Source organism: Synechococcus sp. MIT S9452, from assembly GCF_047304245.1.
Lineage (GTDB): Bacteria > Cyanobacteriota > Cyanobacteriia > PCC-6307 > Cyanobiaceae > RCC307.
On the sequence record NZ_CP138956.1, the window covers coordinates 1,942,745 to 1,963,660 of the forward strand.

Here is a 20,916-nt window from a genome sequence, read left to right on the forward strand (position 1 = left end):
AAGAGCTGCCGATGAGCCGCTAATTAAGTTAATTCGCCGCCTGAGCGGTTGAAGTTGTATTCCAGGAGAGCTGCAGCAAAAAGAGATTTGAGCTTGATCAAGCCTTCTTGCTCGCTGGGATCCGGCCCGCCGGGCCAACGCTCGAGATAGAAGCTCACCGACTTGAGCATTAGCCCAATGGCTTCTTCATTGAGTTCAAATTGAAGCGTCGGGTCCTCCTCTGGCATGGATTCCGTCCACCTCTCTGGCTCTAGTTAAACGTGGCGTAAGGGAGCTCTATCCACAACAAAAAGCCCCCTCCGAGGAGGGGGCTTTCCGATTCAGTTGATCTGAACCGTTTGTTGATTCCAGATCAACCGATGGCAGGAGCCTGGAGAGCCACAGGGGCGCTCTCGGCAGCAGCCAGGTCGAGGGGGAAGTTGTGAGCGTTGCGCTCGTGCATCACTTCCATGCCGAGGCCGGCACGGTTGAGGATGTCAGCCCAGGTGTTCAGAACACGACCCTGGGAATCCAGGATGGACTGGTTGAAGTTGAAGCCGTTCAGGTTGAAGGCCATGGTGCTCACGCCAAGGGCGGTGAACCAGATGCCAACCACAGGCCAGGCAGCCAGGAAGAAGTGAAGGCTGCGGCTGTTGTTGAACGAGGCGTATTGGAAGATCAGGCGACCGAAGTAACCGTGGGCAGCCACGATGTTGTAGGTCTCTTCCTCTTGGCCGAACTTGTAGCCGTAGTTCTGGGACTCGCTCTCGGTGGTTTCACGCACCAGGGAGGAGGTCACCAGGGAGCCGTGCATGGCGGAGAACAAGCTGCCGCCGAAGACGCCTGCCACACCCAGCATGTGGAAGGGGTGCATCAGGATGTTGTGCTCGGCCTGGAACACCAGCATGTAGTTGAAGGTGCCAGAGATGCCCAGGGGCATCGCGTCAGAGAAAGAACCCTGACCGAAGGGGTAGACCAGGAACACTGCGGAAGCAGCAGCCACAGGGGCGCTGTAAGCAATGCAGATCCAAGGGCGCATGCCCAGGCGGTAGGAGAGTTCCCACTCACGGCCCATGTAGGCATAGATGCCGATGAGGAAGTGGAAGATCACCAGCTGGAAAGGACCGCCGTTGTACAGCCACTCATCGAGGGAAGCGGCTTCCCAGATGGGATAGAAGTGCAGGCCAATGGCGTTGCTGGAAGGAACAACAGCACCGGAGATGATGTTGTTGCCGTAGAGCAGGGAGCCGGCGACAGGCTCGCGGATGCCGTCGATATCAACCGGGGGAGCGGCGATGAAGGCAACGATGAAGCAGGTGGTGGCAGCCAGCAGAGTCGGGATCATCAGAACACCGAACCAACCCACATAGAGGCGGTTGTCGGTGCTGGTGACCCACTCGCAGAACTGCTGCCACGCAGAGGCGCCGGAGCGCTGCTGAATGGTGGTTTGCATGAGTGCGTTGGGGTGTGCCCGAAGGCGGTATGAATTCCCGGATCAATGTCCGGTCCCCCAATTGTAAAGCAACATTGCGGGATGTAAACCAACGCTTTAAGACTCCGCAGCGGCAATGGCCTTGTTAGGGTCCGATTCCTTGTGCTGGAGCGGTGTCTGAGTCCCCAACACCGACCTCGGCTGATCGCGTCCTGCTGGTACGCCTTCCCTGTAATCCCATCTTCCCGATCGGGCCGATTTACCTGGCCGATCACCTCCACAAGCAATTTCCCCAGTTGCAGCAGCGGCTGCTCGACCTAGCTGCCGTTCCCCTGCTGGATGTTGACCGGGTGCTGCGGGCCACGGTCGATGCCTTTCGCCCCACCTTGTTGGTGTTTTCCTGGCGAGACATTCAGATCTATGCGCCTGTGGATGGGCGCGGCGGCAATCCGCTGCAGCACTCGTTTGAAGTGTTTTATGCCCGCAATCCACTCAGGCGCCTGCGTGGTGCCTTAGGCGGTGTGAAGTTGATGGGCTCGTTCTATGGCGAGCTTTGGCGCAACTTGCGTTTGATTCGGCGAGGCCTCAAGCGTGCTCGGCACCACTGCCCCCAGGCGCAAGCCGTTTTGGGTGGTGGTGCCACCAGCGTGTTTTACGAGCAACTGGCGCCGTTGCTGCCCAAAGGCACGGTGGTCTCCGTTGGCGAAGGCGAGCCGCTGCTGGAAAAGCTGCTGCGCGGGGAGTCACTCGCTGGTGAGCGTTGCTTCCGCGCCGGGGAAGCGCCCCGCCCTGGCTTAATTCACGAGCAGCCCTCGGGTTTGATCAAAACCGCCTGCGATTACGACTACATCGAATCGATTTGGCCGCAGCTCAACTGGTATCTCGAAGCGGGTGACTTCTACGTCGGCGTGCAGACCAAACGAGGGTGTCCCCACAACTGCTGTTACTGCGTTTACACCGTTGTTGAAGGCAAGGCGGTGCGGGTCAATCCCGTTGATGAAGTCATCGCCGAGATGCGTCAGCTCTACGAGCGCGGGGTGCGCGGCTTCTGGTTCACCGATGCCCAGTTCATCCCAGCGCGGCGTTACATCGAAGATGCCAAGGAGCTCCTGCGCGCGGTGCAGCAGCAGGGCTGGAATGACATCCGTTGGGCGGCTTACATCCGTGCCGACAACCTCGATGCCGAACTGGCTGAGCTGATGGTGGCCACAGGGATGGAGTACTTCGAGATCGGCATCACCTCCGGATCCCAGGAGCTCGTCCGCAAGATGCGTATGGGCTACAACCTGCGCACCGTTTTGGAGAACTGCCGCTTGCTGGCGCGAGCTGGCTTCCGCCATCACGTCTCAGTCAATTACTCGTTCAACGTGATCGACGAGCGGCCTGAGACGATCCGCCAAACCGTTGCCTATCACCGCGCACTCGAGGCGGCCTTTGGTGCCGACAAGGTGGAGCCCGCCATCTTCTTCATTGGCCTGCAGCCCCACACTCACCTGGAGCAGTACGGCTTCGACCAGGGCTTGATCAAGCCCGGCTACAACCCCATGAGCATGCTGCCTTGGACAGCTCGCCAATTGCTGTGGAACCCCGAGCCCATGGGCCAAACCTTCGGCCGGGTGTGTTTGGAAGCCTTTGAGCGCAACCCCGCCGATTTCGGCCGCACCGTGATGGACCTGCTGGAGCGCGATTACGGCTGCGCTCCCCTGGATGAAGCACTGCATGCCCCAGTGGAAGGCCGCAAGGCCATGGCCACGGCAACCGCCTGACGCCGGTTAGGAGCGTTTCAAAGTCAGCAGCAAAACCATCAAGGCGATCCAGCCCGCCACGCCGCCGATGGGATTGGCCGGGCTTAAGAGCCAGTTCGGTCCAGCGCTTTGCAGATTGAGAACCCCTTGGCTGAGCAGGAACCAGCCGCCGACGGCTCCTCCATGCAGGCCAACGGCACCCCACAGAACCCCTCGATCGCCATCGCGTTGTTCAGCGAGCAGTACGCCGAAGAGAGCGAGACCACCAAGGAGCAGAAGCAGTTCCAGGCCGGGGAGGTGAAACCGGGTGTGCACAAGGCTGAAAATCACGGCCTGCAGATAGAGGGCGCGGCGGTGGCCCAGCAGCAGGCTCAGCTCGCCGAACAACCAGCCGCGGAACAGCAACTCTTCGGCAAAGCCCACCCCCAAGCCCAGCACCACGGCATTGAGCACCAGGGCCGGCGTCAGACGCAGCTCGCTCTGGGCGCCGCCGAGCAGCAAGGCCACCACAATGACCAGCAGCAGTGCTGCGGCCAACAGCACTCCACGGCTCAAGGCCTTAATGAGTTCCCCCCAGCTGCAGCGCAGACCGAGGCGTTTCCAGGCTTGGGGTTCACCCCAGGCCCGCTGCAAGCGCCAAGGCAGTGAGATGAGCAGTGCAGCAACGCTGGGCAGCGCGGCCAAGGAAGCCTGCTGGGAAGCGGGAACACCCATCAGGCCTAGGAGGCCTTGCAAACCCAGAAACAACGCCACCAAGGAGGCGGGGTAGAGGAGCGTGCCGCGCCAGTGGGGCCTCACTCCTCCGGCTCGATCGTGCTGGTGAGACCTTTGGCCTTAAGGCTTTCGCAATAGAACTCAGCTGGCTCGATATCGCAGACGATCACCAAGCCCACCCCACTGTTGTGGGCTTCCAACATCACGGCCATCGCATCCTGCTCGCTCAACGACGGCACCACCTCCCGCAGGGAGGTGACCACGTATTCCATGGAGTTGACCGGATCGTTGTGGAGCAGCACTCGGTAGCGGGGCGATGGTTTTCGCACCGTCTCGGGTTGCCGCTCCATCACGGCGGCACCACCTGGGGAGCGCACCGGAGTTTCACTGGCGTGCGTCATGGCGGGGGCAGATCGCAGAACCGACGGCAATCTAGAGAGCGCGGATGCGGCGCATGGCTTCATCCACGTTGCTGCGGCTGTTGAAGGCCGAGAGGCGGAAGTAGCCCTCACCTGCGGCACCAAAGCCACTGCCGGGGGTTCCCACAACATTGGCTTTGTTGAGCAGGTGGTCAAAGAAACCCCAGGAATCCATGCCTTCAGGGGTTTTGATCCACACGTAGGGGGCATGCTCGCCGCCATAGATCGTGAGCCCAGCGGCGGACAGCTCCCTGCGAATGATCGCGGCGTTCTCCATGTAGAAGCTGATCAGCGCCTTCACCTCGGCTTGGCCTTGCTCGGAGTACACCGCTTCAGCACCACGCTGAACGATGTAGCTGACGCCATTGAACTTGGTGCTTTGGCGGCGGTTCCAGAGGCCCCAGAGCTCCACCTGCTCCCCTGTGGCGCTGGTGCCCATCAGGCCTTTGGGAACCACGGTGAGTGCGCAGCGGGTGCCCGTGAAGCCGGCGTTCTTGGAGAAGGAGCGGAATTCGATCGCGCATTGGCGCGCCCCCTCGATTTCAAAGATCGAGTGGGGGATGGCCGGATCTTGGATGAAGGCCTCATAGGCCGCATCGAACAGGATCAGCGCCTTGTGCTCGAGGGCGTAATCCACCCAGCTCTTCAGTTGCTCGCGGCTGGCGACAGCTCCGGTGGGGTTGTTGGGGAAACAGAGATAGATCAGATCAACCGGGCTGCTCGGCAGCGGCGCGGTGAAATCGTTGGCAGCGGTGATGGGCAGGTAGCTGAGGCCGCCGTATTGCCCTCCCTCATTGGCATCACCGGTGCGGCCGGCCATCACGTTGCTGTCGACATACACCGGATAGACCGGATCGGTCACAGCGATGCGATTGCCTTCGCCAAGGATGTCGAGGATGTTGCTGCTATCGCACTTGGAGCCGTCGGAGACAAAGATCTCATCGGCGCTGATGTCACAGCCACGGCTTTGGAAATCGTGTTTGGCAATGGCTTCGCGCAGCCAGGCGTAGCCCTGCTCCGGCCCATAGCCGTGGAAGCCGTCGCGGGTTCCCATCTCATCGATGGCATTTTTCATGGCGTCCCGGCAAGCCTGCGGCAGAGGCTCGGTGACATCACCAATGCCCAGGCGGATCAGGGCGGCGTCGGGGTTGGCTTCGCTGAAGGCCTTGACCCGGCGACCAATTTCAGGAAACAGGTAACCCGCTTTGAGCTTGAGGTAATTGCCGTTGACGAGGGCCATAGGGGAGTAGCGCGATGGCGGGATTGTCCTATGCGGAGCTCCATACTCAAGGCAGTGCTGCCGCGCCGATGACCGCTTTCGCTGAGCTGGTCAATGCCGGAATCTCCCGCCCCGGCCGTTATCTCGGCAATGAACTGGGGGTGGAGCCACGGGATTGGCAGGCGGCATCGATCCGCTGGGCCCTCACCTACCCCGAGGTTTACGAGGTTGGCGCCAGCAATCTCGGCCACATCATTCTCTATTCGATCCTCAACGCCCAGCCGCGGCAGTTGTGCGATCGCGCTTACTTGCCGGCCCCCGATCTGGCCGAGCGGCTGCGCAGCACGGGCTCGCCATTGTTTGCCGTTGAGAGCCGCCGGCCCCTCAACAGCTTCGACATCCTTGGCTTCAGCCTCAGCTACGAGCTCAGCGCCACCAATGTGCTGGAGATGCTCGATCTCATCGGGCTGCCGCTTTACGCCCGTGATCGCGGCGATGCACCGCTTGGTTCTGCAGATGCACGGCCCTTGATCTTTGCCGGCGGCCAGACGGCCACCAGCAATCCAGAGCCCTACGCGCCATTTTTCGATTTCATCGCCCTAGGCGATGGCGAAGAGCTGTTGCCAGAGATTGGCTTGGTGTTGGAGGAGGCCAAGGCCGCTGGCCTGCCTCGCTCAGAGCTGCTGCGCGACCTGGCGGAGGTACCCGGCGTCTACGTGCCGGCGTTGGGCCATCGCCGCGTGGTGCGCCGGGTGGCGACGCCCATGCCGCATTACGCCATGGGCTTGGTTCCCCATGTGGAAACGGTGCATGACCGGCTCACCGTGGAGATTCGTCGGGGCTGCACCCGCGGCTGCCGCTTCTGTCAGCCGGGGATGTTGACCCGCCCGGCCCGCGACGTGGATCCCGAGGAGGTGGTGGAAGCTGTGGAGACCGGCATGGTGCGCACCGGTTACAGCGACTTTTCGTTGCTGTCGCTGAGTTGCAGCGACTACCTCGCCTTGCCCGCCGTGGGGGTGGAGCTGCGCAACCGCCTGCAGGACCACAACGTCAGCCTCTCGCTGCCGAGCCAACGCATCGATCGCTTTGACAACAACATCGCCCACATCCTGGGCGGCACGCGCCAGGGCGGACTCACGTTTGCCCCGGAAGCAGGCACCCAGCGCATGCGCGACATCGTCAACAAAGGCCTGACGGATCAGGAGCTCAGCGCTGGCATCGAGACGGCGATGCGCAACGGCTGGCGCAAGGTGAAGCTCTATTTCATGATCGGCTTGCCGGGTGAAACCGATGCCGATGTGCATGGCATCGCCGACACCGTGGAGCGGTTGCGCTTTGAAATGCGCGATATCGGCCGGCTGGAGCTGAATCTGACGATCAGCAACTTCACCCCCAAGCCCCACACACCATTTCAGTGGCACAGCGTTTCCACCGCTGAGTTCAAGCGGCGCCAGGGGATCTTGCGCCAGCGCTTTGCGGGCATGCGGTTTTTAAAGGTCAACTACACCGATGTGCGCCTCTCGGCGATGGAGGACTTCATCGGGCGTGGGGACCAGCGTCTCGCCCCGGTGATCGAAGCCGCGTGGCGCTCTGGCGCCGGCATGGACGCCTGGTTCGACAACATCGAGCGAACCCATGGCGCCTGGTGTGAGGCGATTGACGCAGCCGGCTTGGGCGGCCGTTATCGCGAGCTGGAACTTGGCAGTTGGGCTGAGCTTCAGGCCCTCACGCTCGAGCAACGCCGGCAGCGCTGCGCTGAACCCTTGCCCTGGGATCACATCGATTCCGGGGTGAGCAAGCAGTGGTTGCAGGAAGACCTTGAGCGTGCCCTGGAGGCCGTGGTGGTTCCTGATTGCTCGTTTGATGGCTGCAGTCACTGCGGTGTGTGCGGCGAAGGGCTGGGGCACAACGTGGTGGTGCCACCGCCGGCGATTCCTGCCATCGATCCGCCGCGTAAGCCCCCCAGTGAGCAGGTGGGGCGTTTGCGGGTGTGCTTTGCCAAAACCGGTGAGATGGCGCTGTTGAGCCATCTCGATTTGGTGCGGATGCTGGAGCGGGCCTTGCGCCGCAGTCAGCTGCCGGTGTCGTTCACCGGGGGGTTCCATCCGCTGCCCCGGCTGCAATTGGCTCTGGCTTTGCCCCTGGGGGCTGAAGCCGATTCCGATTGGCTGGATTTGAGCTTCACCGAAGTGGTGCAGCCTGCGCAGTTGATGGAGCGTTTGGCGCCCCTGCTGCCTGAGGGGTTTTCGCTGCTCGAGGCCCATGGGGTGCCGGTGAGGTCGCCAGCCCTTTCGCAAATGCTGCATTCAGCCCATTGGCGCTTGTCTTTGCAGCCCAGTGGTGCTGAATGGTTGCCTGCTGAACGGCGCTGCCAAGAGGCGCTAGGCGAGTTGCTGGGTGCAGAGGCACTTCCCTTAGAGGAGCTGGATCGTCAGGGTCGCCGCCGTCGCCGGGATTTGCGGCCGCTGCTGCTGGATTTGCATTGGCACCACTGGAGTCCCCAGCAGCTGGAGCTGGGGCTGGAAACCCTGGTGCAGGCCAATGGCCGCAGCTTGAAACCGGATCAGTTGCGTCAGCTGCTTGGCCAACGCCTCGGCTGTGAGCTGCAGCAAACGCAGCTGCGGCGCGTGGCCCTGAAACTTGCGTGCTAGTTTCAAGTCAAGGTGGTGGATCCGCCCGCGGGATGCGAGTCGTCCAAGGGCTTTGAACACTGTCCTTCCCCTGCGCCTGCAGCAGACCCAAGGGCTCTACAGCACGGTTTTCCCAGGGTGTGGCTTTCCACTGGAAGGCCAATGTCGTGATATCTCCAGGTTCATTCGTTGAAACGCCGCCTCAGCCCCCAACAGCTGATTGCTGCACAGCATTTTTGTTCCTTTCCCTGTCCTCTTCGGTGACCCCGTCAGGGGTGGCCTCAGCCCATGCCACAGCAGATCGTCATCGCTGAGCAGCTGCGCATTGCCGCAGTTCTCAACGACGAACGGGTTGATGAATTAATCGTTGCGCAAGGTCGTCACCAGATCGGTGATGTCTATCTCGGCACCGTTGAAAACGTCCTCCCCGGCATCGATGCCGCCTTCGTCAACATCGGCGAAAGCGAAAAAAACGGTTTCATTCACATCACCGACCTCGGCCCGTTGCGCCTGAAGAAAGGCGGCGCTGGGATTACCGAGTTGCTGGAACCGCGCCAGAAGGTGCTGGTTCAGGTGATGAAGGAGCCCACGGGCACCAAGGGCCCGCGGCTCACCGGCAACCTCTCGCTGCCAGGTCGTTTCCTGGTGCTGCAACCCCACGGCCAAGGGGTGAATGTGTCACGGCGCATCGGTGGTGAAACCGAGCGCAACCGGCTGCGTGCCTTGGCCGTGTTGATCAAGCCCCCAGGCACGGGCCTACTAGTGCGCACCGAGGCCGATGGCGTCAGTGAAGAGCAGATCATTGACGACCTCGAATCCCTTCTGCGCCAGTGGGAAGCGATCCAACAGGCGGCTGAAACAGCCCATCCGCCGGTTCTGTTGAACCGGGACGAAGACTTCATTCATAGGGTCCTGCGTGACCTCTACAGCACGGATGTGCTGAGGGTTGTGGTGGATTCCGAGGACGCGGTGGCGCGCGTCAATCGCTTCCTTGGCCCCGACCAAGCCAACTTGATCGTTGAGCACCACGAGGATGCCAGCGAAATCCTTGAGCACTACAAGGTCAACGCGGCCATCCGTGATGCCCTCAAGCCCCGGGTGGATCTGCCCTCCGGCGGCTACGTGATCATCGAACCCACCGAGGCCCTCACGGTGGTGGATGTGAACTCCGGTTCCTTCACCCGCTCGGCCAATGCCCGCGAGACGGTGCTCTGGACCAACTGTGAAGCCGCTACCGAGATTGCTCGCCAGCTCAAGCTGCGCAACATCGGCGGCGTGGTGATCATCGACTTCATCGATATGGAGTCGCGCCGCGACCAGCTGATGTTGCTGGAGCATTTCACCCAGGCCATGCGGGATGACCAGGCCCGGCCACAGATTGCCCAGATCACTGAATTGGGCTTGGTGGAGCTCACCCGTAAGCGCCAGGGGCAAAACATCTATGAGCTGTTTGGCCGCGCCTGCCCCAGCTGCGGAGGCTTGGGTCATGTGGTGACCCTGCCCGGGAAAGACACCCTGCAGCCGTTGGCGTCCTTGCCTGGTTTGGTGCGTTCTGCCGCGTCCGCGCGAGCTGAGGTGTCCAGTCCCAGCAATGGCGACGGTGGAGGTGGCCGCCGCCGCCGCCGCGGTGGTGGTGGACGGGCTGCCACCGAGCCTGTGGATCAGGTGGATTCCGATCAGGAGTTCAGTGGCTCGGCCGCCCAGGCCAGCGCTGAACCACGCCGCCAAGATCCCCAGGTGGTGGCTGTGCCGATGGATTCAAGCCAAGAGCTGGTGTTCGGCTGGCTTGGCCTCAATCCAGCGCTGCTGGCTGATCCCGCCCCAGAGGATCTCGACAACGTGGTGTCCCGCGTTGTTCGTCCTGGCGACGACGCCGATGCGGTGCTGGAAGCCGCCAAGCAAGAGCTGGCCTCCAGTGGTGGCCGCCGCCGCCGCCGTGGTGGCCGCGGCAGTGGCAATGGCCAAGCGGCCCCTGCCGCAGAGACGAGCGAATCCATCCCGGTGGAGATCACACCGCTGCTCGAGCCAGAACCCACCGCTTCTGAACCCGCGTTGGTGGAGATCGCACCGCTCGTCGTCAATACCCCGCAGAGCGAGCCCGCCGAAGCTGCTGTTGCCACCGAAGCTGAGCCCACCGCTGCTGAGCCGGAGGCCGAATCCGAGGGAGAGGGCCGCCGCCGCCGCCGCCGCCGTTCGGCGGGGTGATCGTTGCTGGTGTCGATGAGGTGGGGCGGGGCTGCTTGTTCGGCCCTGTCTGGGCTGCTGCAGTGATTTTGAAAGCCGAAGCCTTTGACCGTTTACCGGCCCTCGGTGTCACCGATAGCAAGGCGCTCAGCGCCAAACGACGGCAGGCGTTGTTGCCTGAGATTCATGCCTACTGCCTGAGTTATGGGCTGGGTCAGGCTTCGGCGGCTTGCATTGATGCCGTAGGCATCCGCGCTGCCACCGAGCTGGCCATGTGTCGGGCCCTGCAGCGCCTCTGCCCGTCAGCGGATCATGTGCTGGTGGATGGTTCGCTGCCCTTGCGGCCTTGGCCTGGTTCCCAGGAGACGGTGGTGGCCGGCGATAGCCATTGCTTGGCGATTGCCTGCGCCAGCATCCTGGCCAAAGAGGGCCGTGATGCCCTGCTGCAGCGACTCGATCAGCGCTGGCCTGGCTATGGGCTGGCCTCGCATAAGGGCTATGGCACCAAAGCGCACCGCACGGCGCTGCTGGAGTGGGGGCCCACCCCCCTACACCGGCTTAGCTTTCTGGCGCCAGAACTGAAGGGCGGCTCACCTGCTGGCGCCAGCTCTGGAAATCTTGAATGAGCTGCTGGCCCACACGGCCTTTGATGGTGAGCAGGATGCCATTGAGCAGCGATTCCCCCGTGCTCTCCAGTAGGCGGGTTGGAATCAGGCGCAGCACGGCTGGCTGGGTGACTTGAACCCCCAATTTGGCCTCTCCCACCAGGCCATGGGCTGTGGCTTCTAGCCAGGAACTAAGCGAGAGCTGGAAATCGTCGTCAAGCCCCGGCACCCCATCGAGATTGCATTGCAGTGAACGCATTTCCAGGCGGCTGGCCTGTTGCTCCACCAGGATTTCCACGGTGGGCATGATGCGCAACTGAAAGAGTTGCAAGGGGCTGACGCTGTAGCGGTAGCGCCCCTCTCCCAGCGGTTCCAGCTGTTCAGGGCTCAGCAACGCGCCCACGACACGCTGTTGTTCTTGCAAGTAAGCCGGCAGGTCGTCAGCGCCTTGGCGGACCGCCAGATTCAGGCTTTGCGTTGCACGGAAGGCCAGAACCATTCCCACTGACCTGGACGCGGTGGGATCCTATCGGTGTGTCCTGGTCCCGTCCTGCGATGTTGACTTCTATGGCCTTTTTGGGGCCAGCGGGTACCTACGGCGAGCAAGCCTGCCGTCGCCTGGCAGCGCTGTGTGGGTCGCCTGAAGCAGAGCGCTGCCCTCAGGCCACGATCCGTGCGGTAGTGATGGCGTTGTTGGAGCAGCGGGTGGATGCCGCTGTGGTTCCGGTGGAGAACTCGGTGGAAGGCGGTGTGACCAGCTGTTCGGATTTGCTGTGGCAATCCGGCCAGCAGGGCGATGGCGCTCTGGCCATCGAGCATGCCTTGATCCTGCCGATTCGCCATGCCTTGCTTGCTGACGGCAGCCTCGAGCAGATCACTGAGGTGCTCTCCCACCCCCAAGCTTTGGCGCAGTGCAGCGGCTGGTTGCAGCAGAACCTGCCCCAAGCGCTGCAGCTCCCCACCAGTTCCACCGCCGAAGCCGCCCGCTTGGTGCGGGGCTCTCGCTTCCGCGCTGCCGTGGCATCGCGCCAGGCGGGGCAGGAGCAGGGGGTCGCTGAGTTGGCCTATCCCATCAATGATCAGCCTGGCAATTGCACCCGGTTTTTGCTGCTGCGGCGCGGCCCGCAGCCCAAGCAAGCCCAGGCCAGCCGCACCAGCCTGGCCTTTTCACTGCATGCCAACGCCCCTGGCGCGTTGTTGCAGGCCCTGGAGATCTTTGCGGCCCGTGGTTTGAACATGAGCCGGATCGAATCGCGGCCCTCCAAACGCGAGCTGGGGGAGTACGTGTTCTTCGTGGATCTCGAAGCGGCTGGTCCGCCAGTGGAGGAGGTGTGCGCTGCGCTGCAACCGTTGTGTGAACGGTTGAGCTGTTTTGGCTCCTATCCGATTACGGACGACACCGTTTCGCCCTGAACAGGCCGAATTGCATCAGTCCGCAGCTGAAGGCCCATTGCATCAGCAGCAGCGTGGGCACTTCCCTGAGCCCTTTGAGCACTGCGCCTGGTCCAAGGCTGAGCACCGCCATCGGACGGCGAATGCCCTCTTCGATGGAGGCCCACCAGGAGGGCAGGGTTTGGCGACTCCAATCACCGGTTTGCAACTGCTCAAGCGGCACGCCGCTTTGCTCCAGATTGCGGCGGAAGGAGTTGATGGAGGAGAAGGCGGGGTGGGCCCATTGCACCCGCAGCTGCTCGAGAACCCAGTTTTCAGCTTGGTTGAAGGGGCGCCCGACGTGATCGCGCTGGTTCCAATCAGCGGCGACCAGCTGCCCGCCAGGCTTGAGCACCCGCAGCAGTTCATTGGCAAAGCCCTGCTTGTTAGCGATGTGGGGAGCGCACTCCACGGTCCACACCACATCCATGCAGGCATCGGGTAGATCGAGCTTGAGGGCATCCATCACTGCGAAGCGGCAGGACAGATCGGGGTCTGTGAGCTGCCGGGCCCGCTCCACCTGCCCAGGGCTGATGCTGACGCCCAGCACGTCAAAGCCATAGCGGCTGGCCAAGCGCCGGCTGCTGCCACCGATGCCGCAGCCCACATCAAGCACTTTGGTGCCTGCGGGTAAATCTTCCAGGCCGCCCCATTGGGCCAGGGCATCCACGAAATCTTGTTTGGCACCGCGAAAATCGCGCCCTTGCGCAGGATCTCCGTAGTAGCCGAGGTGGATGTGCTCTCCCCAAAGGCGTTCCAGCAATTGATCTTGGGTCCAGTTGTCGTAGGCAGAGGCCACGCTTTCGCTGCCGCGAAAGCGCCGAGGCAGCACATACCAAACCACTAGTCCCACGATCAGCAGGCCGGTGAGCAGCACCAGCCCCGTGACAAGCAGGCTCATCCCTCCAGATCCTTGAAGGTGTCTTTCAGCACCGTGCGGGCAGCCAGTTGGCGGCGGGTGTGGTCCAACAGCTCAAATTCGAGCTGCAACCGTTCGCCGGTGGAGGTGAGTTCCAGCAGCTGCTGTTGATGGTCGGCAACAGCACCACCGAGGTGGCCACCTACCCAGAACGACAGCTCTCTAGGGAGGTCTGGGAGGTCATCGGGGAGCACGGTTTTGTGACCCAGCAATTTGGCGGAGAGATCCACTACATCCTTGAGAGCCACTTGCACATCAGAGGCGAGCGGTTGGATGTCATCCACCGGAGGCTCGTCCTCCATCCAGCTCACCAATCCCACCATGAAGGGGGCTTCTCGCACGATTTCCAACACGCGGAAGCGCTGTTGGCCCATGGTGACTATGTTGCTGCGGTCGTCGTCACCGGTTTCACATTTGAGGACTTCGGCGCAGCATCCGATCTGCGCCATTTGCTTGGATTCGGGATCCCAACGCACCACCCCAAAGCGGCGGTCACTATCGAGCACCGTGTGCAACATCATGCGGTAACGGTGCTCGAAAATATGCAGTGGCAGCACTTCCTGGGGGAAGAGCACCACGTCTGGCAATGGGAAGAGAGGAAGCTCCCGTACGGCCAGCTCAGTCATGGCGTGGGGAGAACGGAAGCCATCCTAAGAAGCATTCAGGGCCAGCGGGCCTGCTGAATCAGAGCTTCACTTCGATATCAACACCACTGGGAAGATCCAGCTTCATCAGGGCGTCGATGGTTTTCGACGAGGGGTTGAAGATGTCGATCAAACGGCGGTGGGTGCGGGTCTCGAAGTGCTCACGGGAATCCTTGTCGACGTGAGGCGAGCGCAGCACGCAGTAGATCTTGCGCTTGGTTGGCAGCGGAATGGGGCCGATCGCTGTTGCAGCGGTGTGGTCGGCCGTTTCAATGATTTTGTCGCAGGACAGATCCAGCATGCGGCGGTCAAACGCCTTCAGGCGAATGCGGATCTTCTGCTGAGCAATAGCCGTGGACATGGTGAAAGAGCGTCGAAACGCTGAGGGGGGATGGGTTGTCGAGGTGCAGCCGCACTAGTGGCGGGGATGAAACGGAGGTTGAGCCCCCAGCCCCGAGAGGCTGAGGACCCAACCCAGTTCGATCACTCGATGATCTTGGTCACAACGCCAGCACCGATGGTGCGGCCGCCTTCGCGGATGGCGAAGCGCATGCCCTGTTCGATAGCCACGGGGCAGATCAGCTCACCGGTCATCTTGATGTTGTCACCAGGCATCACCATTTCCACGTTGCCGCCTTCGCGGTCGGTGAAAGCGGTGATCTGGCCGGTCACGTCAGTTGTACGGATGTAGAACTGCGGGCGATAACCGGCGAAGAAGGGGGTGTGGCGGCCGCCTTCTTCCTTCTTGAGCACATACACCTCACCCTCGAACTTGGTGTGAGGGGTGATGGAGCCGGGCTTCACCAGCACCATGCCGCGCTCGATGTCTTCCTTCTGGATGCCGCGCAGTAGCAGACCAACGTTGTCGCCAGCCATGCCCTCATCGAGCAGCTTGCGGAACATTTCAACGCCGGTGACGGTGCTCTTGCGGGTGTCCCGGATGCCGACGATTTCGATTTCTTCGCCGACTTTGACGATGCCGCGCTCAATACGGCCTGTGGCCACGGTGCCGCGGCCGGTGATGGAGAACACGTCCTCCACAGCCATCAGGAAGGGCTTGTCGACCTCGCGCTCAGGCTCTGGGATGTTGGCGTCAACAGCCGCCATCAGCTCTTCGATCTTGGCTTCCCACTCAGCTTCGCCTTCGATGGCCTTAAGGCCAGAGACTTGGACAACGGGGATGTCGTCGCCGGGGAAGTCGTAGCTGGAGAGCAGCTCGCGAATTTCCATTTCCACCAGCTCGATGAGCTCGGCGTCGTCGACCATGTCGCACTTGTTGAGGGCCACCACCAGGGCGGGCACGCCCACCTGCTTGGCCAGCAGGATGTGCTCCTTGGTTTGGGCCATGGGGCCGTCAGTGGCGGCGCAAACCAGGATGGCGCCGTCCATCTGGGCAGCACCGGTGATCATGTTCTTCACGTAGTCCGCGTGACCGGGGCAGTCCACGTGGGCGTAGTGACGAGTGTCGGTCTCGTACTCAACGTGAGCGGTGTTGATGGTGATGCCGCGCTCACGCTCTTCAGGAGCGCCGTCGATATCGGCATAGTTCTGAACTTCTGCCTGCCCCTTCTTGGCCAGGACGTTGGTGATCGCGGCGGTCAGGGTTGTTTTGCCGTGGTCAACGTGGCCGATGGTGCCGATGTTGACGTGAGGTTTGTTCCTCTCAAACTTCTCGCGGGCCATTGTTAAGGAAGAATCGGGGGGTAAATGAAGAGGGTGGAAGGATCAGGAATTTCCCTGATTCTTGGAAATAATGGCTTCGGCCACGTTGCGAGGGACCTCCTCGTAACGGCTGAATTCCATTGAAAATATACCCCTCCCCTGGGTCATGGATCGGAGCTGCGTGGCGTAGCCGAACATCTCGGCCAGAGGCACTTTTGCAGAGACCTTTGAGATGCCATCGTCGATGGATTGACCCTCGACCTGGCCTCTCCGGGAGGAGAGATCGCCGATGATGGAACCGAGGAAATCCTCGGGCACCTCGACTTCCACCTTCATCATCGGCTCAAGCAGTACGGGATTGCACTTCTTGACGCCGTCTTTGAAGGCCATGGAGCCGGCGATCTTGAACGCCATCTCCGAAGAGTCGACGTCGTGATACGAACCGTCGACCATCGTGCATTTCACGTCGATCAACGGGAAACCGGCAATTACGCCGGATTCGCAGGTTTCCTTCATGCCCATTTCAGCGGGCTTGATGAATTCCTTGGGAACGGCGCCACCAACGATTTTGTTGATGAATTCGAAGCCGGTGCCGGGCTCACCAGGCTCCATTTCGATCACCACGTGGCCGTATTGGCCCTTACCACCGGTTTGGCGAGCGAACTTGCCTTCTCCTTTGGAGGAGGAGCGGATGGTTTCGCGGTACGACACCTGGGGGGCGCCGATGTTGGCTTCCACCTTGAACTCCCGCAGCATGCGGTCCACCAGGATTTCCAGGTGAAGCTCGCCCATGCCGGCGATCACGGTCTGGCCGGTTTCCTCATCGGTGGAGACGCGGAAGGTGGGGTCTTCCTCGGACAGGGAGGTCAGCGCTTTGGAGAGCTTCTCCATGTCGCCCTTGGTCTTGGGCTCCACCGCCACGGAGATCACCGGCTCGGGAATGAACAGGGTCTCTAGAACGATGCTGTTGTCGGGATCGCAGAGGGTGTCGCCGGTGGTGGTGTTTTTCAGACCCAACACAGCGCCCAGGTCACCAGCGCGCAGTTGGTCGACCTCTTCACGATCGTCTGCCTTCAGCACCACCAGACGGGAGATGCGCTCTTTGACGTCCTTGGTGGAGTTCATCACGTAGCTGCCCTTGGTCAGCACGCCGGAATACATCCGCACGAAGGTGAGCTTTCCGTAGGGATCAGCCATGACCTTGAAGGCCAGTGCACTGAAGGGAGCGTTGTCGTCAGAAGGACGAACGGCTTCGCTGCCATCAGCAAGAACACCCTGGATCGGGGGCACGTCGATGGGGGCCGGCAGGTAATCGACAACAGCGTCGAGTACCAGCTGAACACCTTTGTTCTTGAACGCAGAACCGCAGAGCATCGGAACCAGGCCGTGCTTCAACACGCCATCACGGATGCCTTTTTTGAGTTCAGCTTCTGTAAGTTCACCGGTTTCGAGGAACTTTTCAATCAGTTCTTCGTCGTTTTCAGCAACACTCTCCATGAGCTTGGCGCGCCATTCAGCTGCTTCCTCTGCCATGTCGGCAGGGATCTCAGCTTCTTCGATATCTGTGCCCAGATCGTTCTTATAGATGTAGGCCTTGTTGGCCACCAAATCGATAATTCCGCTTAGTTCACCTTCGGCGCCAATCGGAAGCTGAATGGGGGCAGCTTTGGCCTTCAGGCGATCAACGATTTGCCCGTGAACCTTGAGGAAGTCGGCCCCGGTGCGGTCCATCTTGTTGACGAACACCATGCGGGGAACGCTGTAACGATCCGCCTGACGCCAGACAGTTTCCGACTGAGGTTGGACACCACCCACGGCGCAGAAGACGGCGATCACGCCATCGAGCACACGCATGGAGCGCTCCACCTCAATGGTGAAGTCCACGTGGCCAGGGGTATCAATGATGTTGATGCGGTGGTCATTCCACGCGGTTGAAATAGCCGCAGCAGTGATGGTGATGCCGCGCTCGCGCTCCTGGGCCATCCAGTCGGTCACGGCGGCGCCATCGTGCACCTCACCGATCTTGTGCACCACACCTGAATAAAACAGGATGCGCTCCGTGGTCGTGGTTTTGCCAGCGTCGATATGAGCGGCAATGCCGATATTCCTGACGCGATCGAGGGGAAAGTCGCGAGCCACGTGATGCTCCTAAGGGGGAATGTTGCTAAAAAGCGGGCGCAACTCTACAGGCTGACCTCAGGCAGCCGTTGACCCGCAAAAGGGAGGTTTGGATTAGTAGCGGTAGTGGGCGAAAGCCTTGTTGGCTTCAGCCATCTTGTGAGTTTCTTCGCGCTTGCGGACGGCACTACCTGCCTCGTTGGCAGCGTCCATCAATTCGCCGGCCAGCTTCTGGGCCATGCTGCGGCCGCCGCGGGAACGGGAGAAGTTCACCAGCCAGCGCAGGGCCATGGCGGTGCCGCGCTCCTGGCGCACTTCCATGGGCACCTGATAGGTGGCGCCGCCCACCCGGCGGGCACGCACTTCCACCAGCGGGGTGGAATTCCGCACGGCGGTTTCGAACACTTCCAGAGGGTCAGCGCCGGTGCGCTCGCCAATCAGACCAAAGGCGTCGGACAGGATTCGCTGTGCCGTGGATTTTTTGCCGTGCTTCATCAGCCGGGCCACCATCATCGATGCCAGACGACTGTTGAATTGGGGGTCGGGCAGGATCGGACGCTTGACGGCGGCGTTACGGCGTGACATGGAGAGTGGGGATCAGCGGGTGGGAGGTACAGAACGGAGTGGAGATCACTCCTTGGGAGCTTTGGCGCCGTACTTCGAGCGGCTCTGACGGCGGTCTTTCACGCCAGCTGTGTCGAGCGTGCCGCGAATGATGTGGTAGCGGACACCGGGGAGGTCTTTCACGCGACCGCCGCGGATCAGCACCACGGAGTGCTCCTGCAGGTTGTGGCCAATGCCAGGGATGTAGGCGGTGACCTCAAAGCCAGAGGTGAGGCGCACGCGAGCCACTTTCCGCAGGGCCGAGTTCGGCTTTTTGGGTGTGGAGGTGTACACGCGAGTGCAGACCCCTCGGCGCTCCGGGCAGGACCGCAGAGCAGGAGACTTGGTCTTGCGGGAGAGGGTCTGCCGCTCGCTACGGATCAGTTGCTGGATGGTGGGCATCTAAGACCGGGGGCGGGCCGCTGGGCCAACCGGATTCGACAATCGACCAGAGTACCTGAGCGCTCGTCAGCTCTCCAGACGGCTGAAGGCACTACCGCAGGCGCAACTGCGGATCTCATCGCCGCCCCGCAAAAGGAACCCGCCGCCGCTGAGATCCCCCTGGTAATCAAGCTGCATGTCTTTCAGCAGCGCCAGCTGTTCGCGCCGCCCATAGAGGGTGATGCCATCGGCGCGTGCCAGCGCCACACCAGAGCCCGTGCCGCCGCGCAATTGCAGCGCCCAGGTTTCACAGCTGCCTTCCACCAAGTTCAGATAGGCCAAACCGGGCTGGCCGGCCCGCAGCGAAAGGCGGCACAGCTCAGCTGCAGCGCGCGGAGTGATCAAAAAGCCGGCCTTGGGCTCCATGGGACTTAGCGATTGGGGCTGAGCACGATGCCCAGTCCATTGTGAATGGCAGCGCCAAAGCCACGTCCACTGGATCGCCCTCCATTTCTGACCATCAGGCGCGTTGAGCTACCGCCATCGAGGTTGAGCGCTTGTTGGAGGCCCAGTTTTTGCATCAGTTCAGCGGTTTCACGCAAGGTGGGGCCGGCGTTGCCCTGGCCTTCCACGGCGAGCAGCCAAATCAGCTCGCCATCGGTGCCCACCACGCTGCGGGGCGCTTTTTGGCGCATAAACGCTGAACTGAAACGTTCGGCTTTGCCATTGAGGACCACCTTCCCTTGGTTGAGCAGCAAGGGGCCGCCTTGGATCAAGTTGGGTAGATCAGCAAAGGCCTTGGGCACCATGGCCCGCTCCAGGCTGACGCCATCGCCTGCCTTGAGCGGCAAGGGGGCGCCGCCCCTGGCCACAACCAGGGTCTCGCCGCGCCGCAGGCCAACGCCGCGGCGCAGTTCTGCATGATTAAAGCGGCGCGCCACTGTTTGGCCCTGCACCAACACCGCCTCTTCTCTGCCCGTAATCGCTTGGTAGCGAGGCCCCCAGAGACTGTTGTATTGGGCCACGCCCTTGCTGACCCAGCCGCTATTGATGGCGTTGAGCGCAATGCGCTCGCCCGCATCGCTCACCAAGGTTTCGTTGAGCCGCACCCGGCTGAAGCGGGGAAGTTCCTGTGGTGCCCAAGCGATGGCGCCGCGATCGAGGATGGGGCCCGAGAGCCAATCACCATCGTCGCGCAAGCCGCCTAAGGGCAGGGCCTGAATGCGGTTGAAAAATCCGCCGTTGATGGCGGCCACGGCACCTTGGGAGCGGGCGAGGCCCAGCAACGACCCAAGCCCGACCATGTTTTGGCGGCTCAGGGGCACCAAGTTGAAGGTTTCGGCGGTGGGATCAAACCGCACAAAGCTGACCCTGTAGTTCTGGCGGCGGATTCCCAGCCGCCGCTGCTCCATCTGCAAGCCGCTGCCAGCTGGCAGCAACGGTTGCGGCCGCTTGGCCATCGGCGCCAGCTGATGGCTGCGCTCATCGAGCACCAGCCGGGCGGGCCTCCCGAGGCTGAATTGGCTCCAGCCCTCAATGGGCAGCAGCACACGCCAGCCATCAATGCCTGCTTCCAGGCCGCGCTGCCGGAGGGCGCGGGCCGCCGCCGTTGGGTTGCTCAGCGGCAGTTGGAGTTGCCCATCGCTGCGTGGCAGGAGGGTTGGCCCACTGAGATCGAGCACCAGGCGCTGGCTGCCCTCACGGATTGATTCCCGCAGCCGCAAAAATCGTGGAGCCGGCAATTGCAGAGCCAGTTGTGTGTTGCCGTCGCTGCCGGGCTCCAGCTGCAGGCGCATGCCGCCACCCCGCAACAGAGCGCCCACCTCCACGGCCACCTCATCGTCGAGGCTGATTTGCTCGCCGGTGCTGACGGTTTGCTCTTGGCCAAACCAGCTCAATTCGAGGTTGCCGCCGGCGATGCGCTTGGCTTCCACGCCCAGCTCGGCTTCCAGTAGATCCAGAGGCAGCCACAACCGGTCTGGATTGCCGGACTCAAAGCGCCAGCGCACCGGTAGCGGCTGGCCGTTGATTAAGAGTTGATCGCCATCGCTGACTGGGCTTTCAACCAGTTGCAGCAGGGCAGGTGGGCTCGGCGGTGGGGGCGGACTGACTGGCAGCACCTCAAACCCCCCGACGTGGTCGATGCAACTTAGCCAGGGCTCGAACTTTTAGGATCTTTATTCGGTGTGCTTCTTCAAGCCTTTGGGCTTGAGCTGGCAAACCAAGTCGTG

Annotated in this window: 20 protein-coding genes; 5 read left to right on the forward strand and 15 right to left on the reverse strand. The window is 61.9% G+C overall.

Features of this window, described 5'->3' with window-relative positions; genetic code table 11:
• Nucleotides 1-23: 23 nt before the first annotated feature.
• Together SIB46_RS10290 and psbA are read right to left on the reverse strand one after the other, a co-directional pair.
• The gene (locus tag SIB46_RS10290) at nucleotides 24-227 is read right to left on the reverse strand and encodes a hypothetical protein (RefSeq protein WP_186548508.1); all 204 of its coding nucleotides are present in this window, start codon (nucleotides 225-227) and stop codon (nucleotides 24-26) included.
• 125 nt (nucleotides 228-352) lie between these two features.
• Nucleotides 353-1,432 (reverse strand): photosystem II q(b) protein, encoded by a 1,080-nt coding sequence (gene psbA, locus SIB46_RS10295; RefSeq protein WP_011935857.1) that lies wholly within the window; start codon nucleotides 1,430-1,432, stop codon nucleotides 353-355.
• 152 nt (nucleotides 1,433-1,584) lie between these two features.
• On the opposite strand from psbA, the gene SIB46_RS10300 reads away from it, so the two are divergent.
• Nucleotides 1,585-3,177: a photosystem II high light acclimation radical SAM protein gene (locus tag SIB46_RS10300; RefSeq protein ID WP_413296067.1), complete on the forward strand. Its 1,593-nt coding sequence runs from the start codon at nucleotides 1,585-1,587 to the stop codon at nucleotides 3,175-3,177.
• A gap of 6 nt (nucleotides 3,178-3,183) precedes the next feature.
• On the opposite strand, the gene SIB46_RS10305 is transcribed toward SIB46_RS10300, so the two are convergent.
• The 3 genes from SIB46_RS10305 to SIB46_RS10315 are packed head-to-tail and all read right to left on the reverse strand — an operon-like array spanning nucleotide 3,184 to nucleotide 5,529.
• Nucleotides 3,184-3,954: a CPBP family intramembrane glutamic endopeptidase gene (locus tag SIB46_RS10305; RefSeq protein WP_413296068.1), complete on the reverse strand. Its 771-nt coding sequence runs from the start codon at nucleotides 3,952-3,954 to the stop codon at nucleotides 3,184-3,186.
• Nucleotides 3,951-4,271, reverse strand: coding sequence for an ATP-dependent Clp protease adapter ClpS (clpS, locus tag SIB46_RS10310; RefSeq protein WP_413296069.1), 321 nt, complete (start codon nucleotides 4,269-4,271; stop codon nucleotides 3,951-3,953). Before clpS ends, SIB46_RS10305 begins: the two co-directional genes overlap by 4 nt.
• Nucleotides 4,272-4,302: 31 nt before the next feature.
• Nucleotides 4,303-5,529: an LL-diaminopimelate aminotransferase gene (locus SIB46_RS10315; RefSeq protein ID WP_413296070.1), complete on the reverse strand. Its 1,227-nt coding sequence runs from the start codon at nucleotides 5,527-5,529 to the stop codon at nucleotides 4,303-4,305.
• A 14-nt stretch (nucleotides 5,530-5,543) separates the two neighbouring features.
• Between SIB46_RS10315 and SIB46_RS10320 the strand changes: the two genes are divergently transcribed.
• From SIB46_RS10320 to SIB46_RS10330, 3 genes are all read left to right on the forward strand, one after another.
• A complete protein-coding gene (locus SIB46_RS10320; RefSeq protein ID WP_413296071.1) occupies nucleotides 5,544-8,159 on the forward strand; it encodes a TIGR03936 family radical SAM-associated protein in 2,616 nt (871 codons plus the stop codon).
• A 267-nt stretch (nucleotides 8,160-8,426) separates the two neighbouring features.
• The gene (locus SIB46_RS10325) at nucleotides 8,427-10,343 is read left to right on the forward strand and encodes an Rne/Rng family ribonuclease (RefSeq protein WP_413296072.1); all 1,917 of its coding nucleotides are present in this window, start codon (nucleotides 8,427-8,429) and stop codon (nucleotides 10,341-10,343) included.
• A complete protein-coding gene (locus SIB46_RS10330; RefSeq protein ID WP_413297772.1) occupies nucleotides 10,295-10,948 on the forward strand; it encodes a ribonuclease HII in 654 nt (217 codons plus the stop codon). Before SIB46_RS10325 ends, SIB46_RS10330 begins: the two co-directional genes overlap by 49 nt.
• Here SIB46_RS10330 and SIB46_RS10335 read toward each other — a convergent pair.
• On the reverse strand, nucleotides 10,881-11,426 hold the full coding sequence (locus tag SIB46_RS10335) for a DUF1997 domain-containing protein (protein WP_413296073.1): 546 nt from the start codon (nucleotides 11,424-11,426) through the stop codon (nucleotides 10,881-10,883). The two genes, SIB46_RS10330 and SIB46_RS10335, sit on opposite strands and share 68 nt — an antisense overlap.
• 56 nt (nucleotides 11,427-11,482) lie before the next feature.
• Between SIB46_RS10335 and pheA the strand changes: the two genes are divergently transcribed.
• Entirely contained in the window at nucleotides 11,483-12,340 is an 858-nt protein-coding gene (gene pheA / locus SIB46_RS10340) for a prephenate dehydratase (RefSeq protein WP_413296074.1), read from the forward strand.
• On the opposite strand, the gene SIB46_RS10345 is transcribed toward pheA, so the two are convergent.
• From SIB46_RS10345 to SIB46_RS10385, 9 genes are all read right to left on the reverse strand, one after another.
• Entirely contained in the window at nucleotides 12,315-13,259 is a 945-nt protein-coding gene (locus tag SIB46_RS10345) for a methyltransferase domain-containing protein (protein WP_413296075.1), read from the reverse strand. The genes pheA and SIB46_RS10345 overlap by 26 nt on opposite strands.
• Nucleotides 13,256-13,903, reverse strand: a complete 648-nt coding sequence (locus SIB46_RS10350) for an LON peptidase substrate-binding domain-containing protein (RefSeq protein ID WP_413296076.1) — start codon at nucleotides 13,901-13,903, stop codon at nucleotides 13,256-13,258. Before SIB46_RS10350 ends, SIB46_RS10345 begins: the two co-directional genes overlap by 4 nt.
• A 58-nt stretch (nucleotides 13,904-13,961) precedes the next feature.
• Nucleotides 13,962-14,282 (reverse strand): 30S ribosomal protein S10, encoded by a 321-nt coding sequence (gene rpsJ / locus SIB46_RS10355; RefSeq protein WP_011936585.1) that lies wholly within the window; start codon nucleotides 14,280-14,282, stop codon nucleotides 13,962-13,964.
• Nucleotides 14,283-14,404: 122 nt separating this feature from the next.
• Nucleotides 14,405-15,604, reverse strand: a complete 1,200-nt coding sequence (tuf, locus tag SIB46_RS10360) for an elongation factor Tu (protein ID WP_413296077.1) — start codon at nucleotides 15,602-15,604, stop codon at nucleotides 14,405-14,407.
• 42 nt (nucleotides 15,605-15,646) lie between these two features.
• A complete protein-coding gene (gene fusA / locus SIB46_RS10365; RefSeq protein WP_413296078.1) occupies nucleotides 15,647-17,722 on the reverse strand; it encodes an elongation factor G in 2,076 nt (691 codons plus the stop codon).
• Between the two features lie 93 nt (nucleotides 17,723-17,815).
• A complete protein-coding gene (gene rpsG, locus SIB46_RS10370) occupies nucleotides 17,816-18,286 on the reverse strand; it encodes a 30S ribosomal protein S7 (RefSeq protein WP_011936582.1) in 471 nt (156 codons plus the stop codon).
• A gap of 45 nt (nucleotides 18,287-18,331) precedes the next feature.
• On the reverse strand, nucleotides 18,332-18,706 hold the full coding sequence (gene rpsL, locus SIB46_RS10375; RefSeq protein WP_413296079.1) for a 30S ribosomal protein S12: 375 nt from the start codon (nucleotides 18,704-18,706) through the stop codon (nucleotides 18,332-18,334).
• A gap of 66 nt (nucleotides 18,707-18,772) precedes the next feature.
• Nucleotides 18,773-19,111 (reverse strand): AIR synthase, encoded by a 339-nt coding sequence (locus SIB46_RS10380; RefSeq protein ID WP_011936580.1) that lies wholly within the window; start codon nucleotides 19,109-19,111, stop codon nucleotides 18,773-18,775.
• 5 nt (nucleotides 19,112-19,116) lie between these two features.
• Nucleotides 19,117-20,805: a phosphodiester glycosidase family protein gene (locus tag SIB46_RS10385; protein ID WP_413296080.1), complete on the reverse strand. Its 1,689-nt coding sequence runs from the start codon at nucleotides 20,803-20,805 to the stop codon at nucleotides 19,117-19,119.
• Nucleotides 20,806-20,916: the final 111 nt, after the last annotated feature.

Bases quoted from the DNA above. Each gene is read 5' to 3' on its own strand.
- psbA (WP_011935857.1), bottom strand. From the start codon at position 1,432: ATGCAAACCACCATTCAGCAGCGCTCCGGCGCCTCTGCGTGGCAGCAG.
- SIB46_RS10380 (WP_011936580.1), bottom strand. From the start codon at position 19,111: ATGGAGCCCAAGGCCGGCTTTTTGATCACTCCGCGCGCTGCAGCTGAG.
- rpsG (WP_011936582.1), bottom strand. From the start codon at position 18,286: ATGTCACGCCGTAACGCCGCCGTCAAGCGTCCGATCCTGCCCGACCCC.
- SIB46_RS10290 (WP_186548508.1), bottom strand. From the start codon at position 227: ATGCCAGAGGAGGACCCGACGCTTCAATTTGAACTCAATGAAGAAGCC.
- SIB46_RS10350 (WP_413296076.1), bottom strand. From the start codon at position 13,903: ATGACTGAGCTGGCCGTACGGGAGCTTCCTCTCTTCCCATTGCCAGAC.
- pheA (WP_413296074.1), top strand. From the start codon at position 11,483: ATGTTGACTTCTATGGCCTTTTTGGGGCCAGCGGGTACCTACGGCGAG.
- SIB46_RS10345 (WP_413296075.1), bottom strand. From the start codon at position 13,259: ATGAGCCTGCTTGTCACGGGGCTGGTGCTGCTCACCGGCCTGCTGATC.
- SIB46_RS10325 (WP_413296072.1), top strand. From the start codon at position 8,427: ATGCCACAGCAGATCGTCATCGCTGAGCAGCTGCGCATTGCCGCAGTT.
- rpsL (WP_413296079.1), bottom strand. From the start codon at position 18,706: ATGCCCACCATCCAGCAACTGATCCGTAGCGAGCGGCAGACCCTCTCC.
- SIB46_RS10335 (WP_413296073.1), bottom strand. From the start codon at position 11,426: ATGGTTCTGGCCTTCCGTGCAACGCAAAGCCTGAATCTGGCGGTCCGC.
- SIB46_RS10320 (WP_413296071.1), top strand. From the start codon at position 5,544: ATGGCGGGATTGTCCTATGCGGAGCTCCATACTCAAGGCAGTGCTGCC.
- clpS (WP_413296069.1), bottom strand. From the start codon at position 4,271: ATGACGCACGCCAGTGAAACTCCGGTGCGCTCCCCAGGTGGTGCCGCC.
- tuf (WP_413296077.1), bottom strand. From the start codon at position 15,604: ATGGCCCGCGAGAAGTTTGAGAGGAACAAACCTCACGTCAACATCGGC.
- SIB46_RS10315 (WP_413296070.1), bottom strand. From the start codon at position 5,529: ATGGCCCTCGTCAACGGCAATTACCTCAAGCTCAAAGCGGGTTACCTG.
- rpsJ (WP_011936585.1), bottom strand. From the start codon at position 14,282: ATGTCCACGGCTATTGCTCAGCAGAAGATCCGCATTCGCCTGAAGGCG.